This window comes from Stenotrophomonas forensis (assembly GCF_028752115.1).
Lineage (GTDB): Bacteria > Pseudomonadota > Gammaproteobacteria > Xanthomonadales > Xanthomonadaceae > Stenotrophomonas > Stenotrophomonas forensis.
Map to the genome: position 1 here is coordinate 1783981 of NZ_CP082270.1, position 9296 is coordinate 1793276.

Below are 9296 nucleotides of genomic sequence, written 5' to 3' on the forward strand. Positions count from 1 at the left end.
ATAGATGCCCCGGGAATGTTGCGCGCGCTGCATTGCCGCAGGGAAGTGCCGGTCGGTCGCGCGGTCGTCACGGCCATGCAGCCTTCGCGGCACTTCCAGGTAGGGCCGCCGGCCGGTTCGCCCAATGACGTGGTGAATCCGATACGATCCGTCGTATTGAAGCAGTGCCGCTTGATCTGGAGTCCCGTCATGGTTGATCGTCTCGCCATCCTGCTCGAACGCTTCGCGGTCACCGCCTCGGTGTTCCATGCCGGCGCGTTGTGCGGCATCAATACCCTGGAAGGCGAGGATGAGGCCGGCCAGCTGCACCTGGTGCGGCGGGGACCGCTGCAGGTCAGCCATGGCCAGCAGACGGTGCAGGTCGAGGCCCCCAGCCTGTTGCTGTACCCCCGGCCGATGCCCCACCGGTTCATTACCGACCCGCAGCTTGGCGCCGACATGGCCTGCGCCAACCTGCATTTCGAAGGCGGCCGGCTCAATCCAATCAGCGCTGCGCTGCCCGATTTCATCTGCCTGCCGCTGGCCGACCTGTACGGCGGCCATGCCGCGCTGGAGCTGCTGTTCGAAGAGGCCTTCGAGCAGCGCTGCGGGCGGGCGGCAATGGTCAACCGCCTGTTCGAGGTAGTGATGATCCAGGTACTGCGCCAGCTGATGGAAGGCGGCGAGATGCGCGGTGGCCTGTTCGCCGGGCTCGGTCATCCACGCCTGCGCTTGGCGCTGGTGGCGATGCACGCAGCGCCCGCACAGGCGTGGACGCTGGAAGACCTGGCCGATGTGGCGGGCATGTCGCGCAGCGTGTTTGCGGCCAGTTTCCGCGAGGCGATGGGTACGACGCCGGGCCACTACCTGCAGGGCTGGCGGGTGGGGTTGGCCCAGCAGGCACTGCGCCAGGGCCGTCCCTTGAAGCGGATTGCCGATGACGTCGGTTACGGCAGCGAGGCCGCCCTGTCGCGCGCGTTCAAGGCACACACCGGGCAGTCGCCACGGGAATGGCGTGTGCAGGCGCGCGCCAGCGCGGCCTGATCGTCAGCCCAGCACCAGCCGGGCCAGCTTCATGCCGCCGAACAGGCCGGCCAGGCCCAGTGCCACCGAACCCCCGGCATACAATGCTGCCAGCCCATGCTGGCCGCGCTGCAGCAGCAGGCCGATCTCCAGCGCATAGGTCGAGAACGTGGTGTAGCCGCCGAGAATGCCGGTGGCCAGCAGCAGCCGCAGCTGCGGCGAGGCGCCATTGCGCAGGGCGAAGGCCTCGACCACCACGCCCATCAGCAGCGCGCCGCTGATGTTGATCAGGAAGGTCGACCAGGGCCACGGGCTGCCGACCGCGACGCGTGCGCCGATCAGGTTGCAGGCATGGCGCAGGCAGGCACCGAGGCCGCCTCCGATGAAGACCAGAAAGTAATTGTTCAATGCTTGCATCGCGTGCCTCGAGTGCGGGTTCGCAGGTCCGATGGCGAACGCCGAGGGCAGGCACGGCCTGCCGTCGACGAACACCGGGTTCGTCTTGGCAGGAGCCATCAGCCCTTCCAGGCGGTTATCGGGGAGCTCCATCCCCATCGCGGGCCATGCTACCAGCGGCAGTGCGTTTACGTCATCGAGGTCGTCAGTACGCGGGCGACCTTGCTGCGGCTGAAGCCATCCATCAGCAGCTCGAACGCGAGCAGGTCCAGCGCGGCATGGCGGCGGTGGTCGATCTCCAGCCCGTTCTCGGCCACCAGGTGGCTGACCAGCTCGTAGGCGTCCTGCCAGACATCCAGATGGGCCTGGCTGGGGATGTAGGCATTGCCGGGTTCGCCTACGCCGCGCCCGGTCACCCCGTACAGCAGTTCGCGCGCGTCCAGCTTGGCCGCATCGGCGATGCGGAACAGCTGTGCGGCCTTCACATGAGAGGCGCTCACATGGTCATTGAGCCAGTTGCTGATGGTTGCCGTTGTGGATTTGGCGGCGCGGGCCAGATCGGCCGGGCGAGGGTGCCCGGCTTTCTTCATGGCGGCGGCGAGTCGTTGGCCGAGAGTATTCATCTATGCAAGCCAGCTTAACGCGTGGAATGCCAAGAATCCTTGCCGCGAGAATAAGTCTGGTTAACAGAAGAACCGACCGTGACCGAATTCTGGAGCAAACGGCAGGTGCGTACCCGGCTGGGACTGAGGACCGATGCCGAACTGGCCCGCTTCTTTGGCATAAGCCGATCCGCAGTGTCGCAATGGCCTAAGGACCTTCCGATTCCTGCCCTGCGGCAGTACATCCTACGTCAGCGCTACCCGCATCTGTTCCCTGCAACCGACGCGCCAGGCAGCGAATCCATCTGATCTGCGCCGTCTTTTGTCGCATCTAGCACGCTAAGCACCATTTGCTAAGTAGACTTAGCAAAATGGGCAAATTCAATGGATCGAAAGAACTCAATCAGTGTCGTCAATAGGAGTTCGGCGTCTGCCGGCCGGAGGGCACGTCGGGTTCAACCCATCCGGCACCACCGGGGCAGCGTATGTAGTTTTGTGAACGATTAATAATTTCGATCACGAAAGTCGGTGCATGTAATTGACCTGTCGTGAAATCTATGACTAATTGGCATCAACCGGACGTGAAGCCCGGGAGTCTTTCAGTAGCACGCAAGTGAGTCGGTAGACCGTCAACAATGCAGAACAAGTCCAACGGAGGTCGTATGGAATACGGCATGCATGGCTTGGCTGAACGGGTACGCCGCGAACTGGAAGCCAGCTATCACAAACACGGATGCGGTCCGGCGTTCTGGGATACCTACCAGCAGGTGCTGGATCGCCTGGTCCCGCAGGGGACCGAACGCACCGAAGTCACCAACGAAATGGCGCTGATCATCGAGCAGCTGGGCATTGTCCGCCGTGCACAGCTGGTCCCGCCGCACGCCGACGGGCCGCGCTGATTCAGAGCAGGCGCCAGCCGCCGCAGGCAAGCAGCGCCAGCAGCAGAGACAGCAGGGCCAGGGTTCGCGGTCGCCACCAGCGCCGCGGCTGGCCGGTCATGACCTGCGGACTGCAGTAGCGCAGCAGCCCCCGGCCGAAACCGGCCCGGTGCTGGTGCTGTGCGCAGGCTTCCAGGCAGGCGCCGCAGGCCAGGCAATCGGCCTGCGGCCCCTGGCGGATGTCCAGCTGCATCGGGCAGGCGCTGACACACGCGGCGCAGTCGGTGCAGTCCCCCAGGCGGTCTGCGCTGAACGTTGGCATCGGTCCTGCCAGCAGCGGATGCGCGGCACGGAACACATAGTCCTGCGCGGTGGTCGGGTCGAGCAGGCCACGGCCGCGACCGAGCACGCCGCCCAGGCCGGATGGGCGCGGTCCGCGCGGCTCGCCGCGGCGCGCGTCATACAGGACACGCGGTGTATGCGGATCGGTCAGCAGTGGCTGCATGCGTGCGAACGGGCACAGCGAACGGCAGACCTGCTCGCGCAGGAAACCGGCATTGCCCCAGGTGGCAGCGGCGTAGAACAGTACCCAGAACGTTTCCCAGCCACTCCAGGCGGCGTGCGGCGCGGCAGCCACCAGCCCGGCGATCGGGCTGAACAGGCCGACAAAGGTGATTCCGGTCCACAGCGACAGCAGGCCCCATGCAAGCTGCGTGGCCGGCCGCGCCAGTGCCGGCGGCAGTGCCCGGGACACGGTGTGGCCGATCCAGTCGAAGGCACCTCTCCACAGCGTCTGGGGGCAGGCATGGCCGCACCAGATGCGTCCGGCCAGATGAGTGAGCAGTGCAAGGCTCACCGCCAGCACTGCCAAGAGGCCAATCAGCACTCCCACATCACCCGGCCACAGCGTCCAGCCGAACAGGTCGAAGCGCCGGGCATTGATGTCCAGCAGCACGGCCTGATGACCGTCCCAGCGCAACCAGGGCAGCGCATAGAACAGTGCCAGCAGGCCTGCGCTGAGGATGCCGCGCCAGTGCCGCGGGCGCGGCGTCGTGGGGCAGGGCGTACTCATCCCAGTGGCAGCTCGTCGTCGTCGTCGCTCGGCATCGGCCGTTGCAGGTACCAGGTAACCGCGCTGGACAGCGCCGTCACCGTCCAGAACATGAAAAAGCCTGCGGTATAGCCCAGCTCGCGGCTGATGGTGGTTCCCGGGAAGCTGATGGCCTGCAGGCGCAACGGATCGACGAAGGCGAAGAACACCATGCTGGCCACGCCAGCGGCGATGAAGCTGGGCCAGAGGATGGCGCCCCAATGCTGGATCAGCTGCTGGCGGCGGCTGAGGGAGGGTCTGTTCATGCTGTCCCGGATCGATAAGTGGGCGGCGCGTATACTCCGCCTGGTCCGGCGCAGCATCCGCAGGGCATGCTTCCTGCAAGCGTGCCAGCCTAGGGGCAGCGAACTGCGCCGACATTGATCTGGATCAACGGCGGTGCCGGCCGGCTGCGGCACACTGCCGGCACGCTTTGGGTACCCGATGAACGCCACGCCTCCGCCTGTCCTCCCCGTTGCCTCGCCCGAGTTGTGTACCGAGCAGGACGTGACCCGCCTGGTCCACGACTTCTATGCGCGCGTGCGCGAAGAAGAGCGGTTGGGGCCGGTGTTCGAAGCGCATGTCCACGACTGGCCGGAGCACCTGGCGCAGCTGGTCGACTTCTGGTCGGCGATGCTGCGCGCTACCCGCCGCTTCAAGGGCTCGCCGATGTCCAAGCACATGGCCATCGAGCTGGACAAGGATCTGTTCGACCGCTGGCTGGTGCTGTTCCGCATCACCACCGCCGAATGCAACAACCCGCCGATGCAGGCGCTGGCCAACGACGTGGCCGCACGCATCGGTGACACCTTCTGGAAGCGCTACCAGATGCTGCGCTGGCCGCAGGTCGGCCTGCCGGTGCTGGGCATCCCTGCCAAGGATTGATCTGGGTCAAGGCGGTCACGGCCGCCCGGCGCGATGCTGGCGCCATGGACACGTTCTCTCCCGCTGCCGGCGGCCTGGCCTGGACCTTCGACCCCGACCTGTTGCGCCGCCACGATCGGCCCGGGCCGCGCTACACCTCGTACCCGACCGCGCCGCATTTCCACGACGGCTTCGACGCGCCGGCACTGCGTCAGGCGATCGCCGACAGCAACCAGCTGGCCCGCGCGCTGTCGCTGTACGTGCACGTGCCATTCTGTTCCAGCCCCTGCTTCTACTGCGGCTGCAACCGGGTGATCACCCGTGATCGCGGCCGTGGCCACAGCTACGTCTCGCGCGTGCTGGCCGAGGCCGACCTGCTGGCGCCGCAGTTCGAGGATGGCCGCGAGGTCATCCAGCTGCACCTGGGCGGGGGCACGCCGAACTTCCTCGAAGCCGAGGCGATGACTGCGCTGGTGGAAGGCCTGCGCCGCCGCTTCGACTTCAGCGATTCGCCGCAGCGCGATTTTTCGATCGAACTGGACCCGCGCTTCATCGATACCCACGACGTCGCCATGCTGGCGCGGCTGGGTTTCAACCGGGCCAGCCTGGGCGTGCAGGACTTTGATCCGCACGTACAGGAGTCGATCAACCGCATACAGGGCGTGCAGCAGACGCTGGATATCCTGCAGGCCTGCCGCGACAGCGGCATGCGCTCGGTCAACGTCGACCTGATCTATGGCCTTCCCGGGCAGAGCCTGGAGGGGTTCGGCCGCACCCTTGAGCGGGTGCTGGCGCTGCGCCCGGATCGCCTGGCGGTGTATGGCTACGCACACCTGCCGCACCTGTTCCGCGCACAGAAGCAGATCGACGAACGCCGCTTGCCCTCGCCGGAAGACAAGCTGGCGCTGCTGGGCCTGGCGGTCGAGAAGCTCTCCGCGGCCGGCTACCAGTACATCGGCATGGATCACTTCGCGTTGCCGGAAGAGGATCTGTCACGCGCGCAGCGCGCAGGCCAGCTGCATCGCAATTTCATGGGGTACACCACCCACGCCGATACCGATCTGCTCGGCCTGGGCGTGAGTGCGATCAGCCACATTGGTGCCACCTACAGCCAGAATCCGCGTGACCTGCCGTCGTGGGAGGACGCGGTGGACCAGGGCCAGCTGCCGGTCTGGCGCGGCGTGGCATTGAGCGCCGACGACCAGCTGCGCGCGGAACTGATCCAGCAGCTGATGTGCCAGGGCGAGGTGGATGGCGCTGTGCTGGGCCAGCGCCACGGCGTGGATTTCGAGCGGTACTTCGCCGAAGACCTGCGGTCGGTGCAGCGGCTGCAGGAGGACGGCCTGGCGGAGTACCGCGAGGGCGTGGTGCGTGCCAGCGAGCCGGGACGGCCGCTGCTGCGGCTGCTGGCGATGTGCTTCGATCCGTACCTGCGCGCGGCGCATGAGCAGCCGCGCTACTCGCGTGCGATCTGAAAACTCAGCGCTTCTTGCCGAAGCCGCGCTCCGGATGCCTGGCCGCCATGCCGCCGCTGGCGGTGGTACGCCAGTTGCCGCTCAGGTCCTGCACGCTGGTCGAGTACGAACCATCGCTGTACTCGGTGCGCCACCTGCCACTCAGGTCGCGTGTGCTGGTCGAGCGGGCACCGTTGCTGTACTGGGTGATGATCCTGCCACTCAGATCGGTGGTGGTGTCGGAGTAGCTGCCATCGCTGTAGGTGGTGCGCTTGCGTCCGCTGAGATCGGTCGTGGTGACCGAGCGGCTGCCGTTGCTGTGCTCGGCGATCACGCGTTTGGACAGGTCACGGGTGATGCGGGTGGACGAACCATCGCTGTGGCGGATGTCCATGCTGCCATCGCGATTGCGACGGGTATCGGAGTGCGACTGAGCCAACGCCGGAAGACTGGCGGTGCAGAGCAGGGCAAGCATCAGGGCAGAAAGCTTCATGTGCGGGTTCCTTGTGCAATGCCCCGAAGGGCGGACGCCATCCTGCGCTGCGATGTTGGTGCCCGGAGCCGGAATCAGAAGGCCTTGTGCTGCAAGGGGTTCGGGGGATTCTGGGGAAAATCTGGGGGCAATTGCAAGACTTGGCAGCTATTGAGCCCCCGGAAAAGCTCCGGGGACTCAGTGAGCTCAGCCAAAGTGTTCTTCAAGCCAGGCATTGGTTCCCTTCAGACCGACCGTATGCGCAGGTTTTTCGGTCAGCTTGATCACCATAAGACGGTCTTCGGGATCCACGAACTTCTTCAGATGCTGCAAGAATCCTGGAGCACTGTCAGTCGTAACGCTTGCGAAGTAAGTTGAGCGTTGGGTGCGGACGGCACCTAGTCGCTTCAACTCGTCGATGATCGCATCGTACGAATTTCCTTCAATGATGTCGTAAGACACAAGGAAAAGTGCCACGTAACACTCCATTGTTTAGCCCCCTGTGGGCCACCTGAGCGTAGCGCGGGGAATGGCTTTCTCCAAGCTCTCACGCTCTACGCTTGGCCCGTCTTTCCTCGTCGGCCCACCTCAGGACCTCAGACCTCTTCCACTTCTTCTCGTTTCCGATTTGAAGTGGGGGAGGGAAGCTAGGGCGGCATGCCAGCCTTTCGAGAAAGCCGCGCCGGTTGGGCTTTCCTTCTTGGGTCGTCAAACCTAGGAGGACGGCACAAGAGTCCGCACTTAGCCAGCGGTCGCCTTCAATTAGGGCGGCGAGGGCTGCGAGGGTGTGGTCATGCTCGGCCATTTGCCACCTCCGGTCGTGCCTCCAACGTATTTGCCCACCCAGGGTAGAAATGCAGGCCGCGAGCCTCGCGGATGCTCTCGTCGCTGTCCCAGCCGTCGTGGGTGCCTAGCGTCTCGGTATAGGGGCGATTCTTAAACCAGTACCAGCGGCCGTCGCTGTCCATAGCTCGGAAGTTGTAGCCGTGCGGTGCCCCGGCCCAGGTGGGAGGTGGTGGGTTCGGAGGTTCGCCACCAATGCCATGCGCTCGTTCGGCCGCGCGGATCGCCCACGTGCAGTAGCCCTCCAGTGACCAGCCGTCCTGCTTCATTGGCACGAGATCGCTCACGGTAGTGGCCGGCAGCGGCGCGCGCTGCAGCAGCGCTATTTTCTGCGCCGCCCGTTCGAGCAGCTCGGCGCTGATCCGGTCGGTGGTCGTGCCACCAGGGAGGCGAAGAGTGGCAGCGGCGGACCGCAGTTCAGTGATCAGCTGCAGCGTCATCGCGTATCTCCTTCACGTGGCTGGCATACTCAATCCAGAGCAACGCGTCTGCCAGCTCCCCAATGCTTGCGACGAACGACTCGCCAGGCATCGCGAGACGCAAATCATCCGGCCACGACTGGCCGTCTCCATCCGTTGCGCTCTGGACTTCCTTGGCCTTCTGGACTTGCACCAGCGCATGGAGCCCGAACGTAATGGCCCGGCGAACACATCGCACCCCCTTGGCGTCAACCAGGAAGTCCGGTTCCTGCTCCACGTGGCCCATATCCAGCAGATCATCAAACATGCTCATGCTTCCGCTCCTGCAGCCCGATACAGGCCGGTCGCGATATCGAGAAGAAAATCCATCGTCACGACCTCGTCGTATCCGAAAGAGACGTCCTTGCCGGCGGCACTTCGCATGCCTTGCCAGAGGAGTGCCTGGACGTGATCAGTGAGAAGCCTGGCCTTGCTCAGCGCGACGTCCAGATCCTGCCCGGATGCCACCACAAGCGGAGATCCGGAGATTGCGATTTCCTTAGTTTTTGCCACGTTGTCCGAGTTGCTCATTGCGCACCTCCGGCGTAGCGCAGCGCCCTACACATCTCGAGAAGGTCGCCAAGGACGAACATGTCGTCGTCGGTGATCCTGTCGCTATCCAGGTTGCTCAGCTGGCGTTGCACGTAGTCGAAGTAGATGCTGGCCTTCAAGTCGCTGTGAGCGGTGTCGATACCGGCGCACACCTTGAACATGGGGGCATTGCTCTGCACCGGGACTAGGCTGAACGGCTCTTCCTGGGTGAGGGTCATATCAGCCACAGGCCACCCCCTTGAGCGGGTGGCGGCATACGTTGTTCTGGTTCTCGCGAACGTAGTCCAGCAGGTTCTCCGCGTCGCCCAGCAGGCTCTCCATCGCCAGCATCAGTCCATCAATGGTGTGCTCGGTCAACTTGTCCTGCAGAACCGGCTCTTCGTCAGAGCCGATGTCACGCACATCCTGGCTGCCAGTGAAGTCGCGGCGCAGAACTTCCAGGATCGCTACGGAGGCCTTTGTGTTCCGGTCGATCTGGAACAGCCGGTTGGTGAGGAAGTCCGAGAGCGGGTTGTCCCGCCACATCGAGGTCAGGTAGTGCTCGCCGACTGCAAGACGGGGGGCTGCGGCCGGCTCTGCCGCGGGTACACTGTTGTTCGCCATGTTGGCTTCCTTGTGATCTGACGGTTACGGGTGCGGCGTGGCTGACGGCTCGGGCGCTGCAACGCCCGGGCCGTCACTGTTT

Annotated in this window: 16 protein-coding genes and 1 riboswitch; of the genes, 5 read left to right on the forward strand and 11 right to left on the reverse strand. The window is 64.8% G+C overall.

Features of this window, described 5'->3' with window-relative positions:
* The first annotated feature begins 189 nt into the window (after positions 1-189).
* Positions 190-1023: an AraC family transcriptional regulator gene (locus K5L94_RS08425; RefSeq protein ID WP_053449324.1), complete on the forward strand. Its 834-nt coding sequence runs from the start codon at positions 190-192 to the stop codon at positions 1021-1023.
* 3 nt (positions 1024-1026) lie between these two features.
* On the opposite strand, the gene crcB is transcribed toward K5L94_RS08425, so the two are convergent.
* Together crcB and K5L94_RS08435 are read right to left on the reverse strand one after the other, a co-directional pair.
* Positions 1027-1419: a fluoride efflux transporter CrcB gene (gene crcB / locus K5L94_RS08430; protein ID WP_006430497.1), complete on the reverse strand. Its 393-nt coding sequence runs from the start codon at positions 1417-1419 to the stop codon at positions 1027-1029.
* 82 nt (positions 1420-1501) lie between these two features.
* Positions 1502-1564, reverse strand: a riboswitch (Fluoride riboswitch).
* Between the two features lie 22 nt (positions 1565-1586).
* The gene (locus K5L94_RS08435; RefSeq protein WP_040008084.1) at positions 1587-1988 is read right to left on the reverse strand and encodes an XRE family transcriptional regulator; all 402 of its coding nucleotides are present in this window, start codon (positions 1986-1988) and stop codon (positions 1587-1589) included.
* A gap of 111 nt (positions 1989-2099) precedes the next feature.
* Between K5L94_RS08435 and K5L94_RS08440 the strand changes: the two genes are divergently transcribed.
* Together K5L94_RS08440 and K5L94_RS08445 are read left to right on the forward strand one after the other, a co-directional pair.
* The gene (locus K5L94_RS08440; RefSeq protein ID WP_080376007.1) at positions 2100-2309 is read left to right on the forward strand and encodes a helix-turn-helix domain-containing protein; all 210 of its coding nucleotides are present in this window, start codon (positions 2100-2102) and stop codon (positions 2307-2309) included.
* A gap of 353 nt (positions 2310-2662) precedes the next feature.
* Positions 2663-2899, forward strand: a complete 237-nt coding sequence (locus K5L94_RS08445) for a hypothetical protein (RefSeq protein ID WP_008267971.1) — start codon at positions 2663-2665, stop codon at positions 2897-2899.
* 1 nt (position 2900) lies between these two features.
* Here K5L94_RS08445 and K5L94_RS08450 read toward each other — a convergent pair whose 3' ends face one another.
* Together K5L94_RS08450 and K5L94_RS08455 are read right to left on the reverse strand one after the other, a co-directional pair.
* Positions 2901-3950, reverse strand: coding sequence for a 4Fe-4S dicluster domain-containing protein (locus K5L94_RS08450; protein WP_053511149.1), 1050 nt, complete (start codon positions 3948-3950; stop codon positions 2901-2903).
* Positions 3947-4234: a hypothetical protein gene (locus K5L94_RS08455; RefSeq protein WP_053449326.1), complete on the reverse strand. Its 288-nt coding sequence runs from the start codon at positions 4232-4234 to the stop codon at positions 3947-3949. Before K5L94_RS08455 ends, K5L94_RS08450 begins: the two co-directional genes overlap by 4 nt.
* A 178-nt stretch (positions 4235-4412) precedes the next feature.
* Here K5L94_RS08455 and K5L94_RS08460 point away from each other — a divergent pair, with 178 nt between their 5' ends.
* On the forward strand, positions 4413-4853 hold the full coding sequence (locus K5L94_RS08460; protein ID WP_053451278.1) for a group III truncated hemoglobin: 441 nt from the start codon (positions 4413-4415) through the stop codon (positions 4851-4853).
* Positions 4854-4897: 44 nt separating this feature from the next.
* Positions 4898-6307 carry an oxygen-independent coproporphyrinogen III oxidase gene (gene hemN / locus K5L94_RS08465; RefSeq protein WP_274512409.1) on the forward strand — a complete coding sequence of 470 codons (1410 nt, stop codon included), beginning with the start codon at positions 4898-4900 and terminating at the stop codon, positions 6305-6307.
* A 4-nt stretch (positions 6308-6311) separates the two neighbouring features.
* On the opposite strand, the gene K5L94_RS08470 is transcribed toward hemN, so the two are convergent.
* The 7 genes from K5L94_RS08470 to K5L94_RS08500 all read right to left on the reverse strand — a co-directional run bounded on the left by K5L94_RS08470 (position 6312) and on the right by K5L94_RS08500 (position 9214).
* On the reverse strand, positions 6312-6779 hold the full coding sequence (locus K5L94_RS08470) for a hypothetical protein (protein ID WP_008267471.1): 468 nt from the start codon (positions 6777-6779) through the stop codon (positions 6312-6314).
* 186 nt (positions 6780-6965) lie between these two features.
* Positions 6966-7235, reverse strand: a complete 270-nt coding sequence (cas2, locus tag K5L94_RS08475; protein WP_274512410.1) for a CRISPR-associated endonuclease Cas2 — start codon at positions 7233-7235, stop codon at positions 6966-6968.
* Between the two features lie 314 nt (positions 7236-7549).
* Positions 7550-8041, reverse strand: coding sequence for a hypothetical protein (locus K5L94_RS08480; RefSeq protein WP_274512411.1), 492 nt, complete (start codon positions 8039-8041; stop codon positions 7550-7552).
* Positions 8019-8333 carry a hypothetical protein gene (locus K5L94_RS08485; protein WP_274512412.1) on the reverse strand — a complete coding sequence of 105 codons (315 nt, stop codon included), beginning with the start codon at positions 8331-8333 and terminating at the stop codon, positions 8019-8021. Before K5L94_RS08485 ends, K5L94_RS08480 begins: the two co-directional genes overlap by 23 nt.
* A complete protein-coding gene (locus tag K5L94_RS08490; protein ID WP_274512413.1) occupies positions 8330-8590 on the reverse strand; it encodes a hypothetical protein in 261 nt (86 codons plus the stop codon). The genes K5L94_RS08485 and K5L94_RS08490 overlap by 4 nt, the downstream gene beginning before the upstream one ends.
* Positions 8587-8829: a hypothetical protein gene (locus K5L94_RS08495; RefSeq protein ID WP_274512414.1), complete on the reverse strand. Its 243-nt coding sequence runs from the start codon at positions 8827-8829 to the stop codon at positions 8587-8589. The genes K5L94_RS08490 and K5L94_RS08495 overlap by 4 nt, the downstream gene beginning before the upstream one ends.
* Before the next feature lies 1 nt (position 8830).
* On the reverse strand, positions 8831-9214 hold the full coding sequence (locus K5L94_RS08500) for a hypothetical protein (protein WP_274512415.1): 384 nt from the start codon (positions 9212-9214) through the stop codon (positions 8831-8833).
* Positions 9215-9296 lie beyond the last annotated feature (82 nt).

What these genes read in the sequence shown, in the direction of transcription:
- K5L94_RS08425 (WP_053449324.1), top strand. Translation starts at nt 190, where the DNA reads ATGGTTGATCGTCTCGCCATCCTGCTCGAACGCTTCGCGGTCACCGCC.
- crcB (WP_006430497.1), bottom strand. Translation starts at nt 1,419, where the DNA reads ATGCAAGCATTGAACAATTACTTTCTGGTCTTCATCGGAGGCGGCCTC.
- K5L94_RS08435 (WP_040008084.1), bottom strand. Translation starts at nt 1,988, where the DNA reads ATGAAGAAAGCCGGGCACCCTCGCCCGGCCGATCTGGCCCGCGCCGCC.
- K5L94_RS08445 (WP_008267971.1), top strand. Translation starts at nt 2,663, where the DNA reads ATGGAATACGGCATGCATGGCTTGGCTGAACGGGTACGCCGCGAACTG.
- K5L94_RS08450 (WP_053511149.1), bottom strand. Translation starts at nt 3,950, where the DNA reads ATGAGTACGCCCTGCCCCACGACGCCGCGCCCGCGGCACTGGCGCGGC.
- K5L94_RS08455 (WP_053449326.1), bottom strand. Translation starts at nt 4,234, where the DNA reads ATGAACAGACCCTCCCTCAGCCGCCGCCAGCAGCTGATCCAGCATTGG.
- K5L94_RS08460 (WP_053451278.1), top strand. Translation starts at nt 4,413, where the DNA reads ATGAACGCCACGCCTCCGCCTGTCCTCCCCGTTGCCTCGCCCGAGTTG.
- hemN (WP_274512409.1), top strand. Translation starts at nt 4,898, where the DNA reads ATGGACACGTTCTCTCCCGCTGCCGGCGGCCTGGCCTGGACCTTCGAC.
- K5L94_RS08470 (WP_008267471.1), bottom strand. Translation starts at nt 6,779, where the DNA reads ATGAAGCTTTCTGCCCTGATGCTTGCCCTGCTCTGCACCGCCAGTCTT.
- K5L94_RS08480 (WP_274512411.1), bottom strand. Translation starts at nt 8,041, where the DNA reads ATGACGCTGCAGCTGATCACTGAACTGCGGTCCGCCGCTGCCACTCTT.
- K5L94_RS08485 (WP_274512412.1), bottom strand. Translation starts at nt 8,333, where the DNA reads ATGAGCATGTTTGATGATCTGCTGGATATGGGCCACGTGGAGCAGGAA.
- K5L94_RS08490 (WP_274512413.1), bottom strand. Translation starts at nt 8,590, where the DNA reads ATGAGCAACTCGGACAACGTGGCAAAAACTAAGGAAATCGCAATCTCC.
- K5L94_RS08495 (WP_274512414.1), bottom strand. Translation starts at nt 8,829, where the DNA reads ATGACCCTCACCCAGGAAGAGCCGTTCAGCCTAGTCCCGGTGCAGAGC.
- K5L94_RS08500 (WP_274512415.1), bottom strand. Translation starts at nt 9,214, where the DNA reads ATGGCGAACAACAGTGTACCCGCGGCAGAGCCGGCCGCAGCCCCCCGT.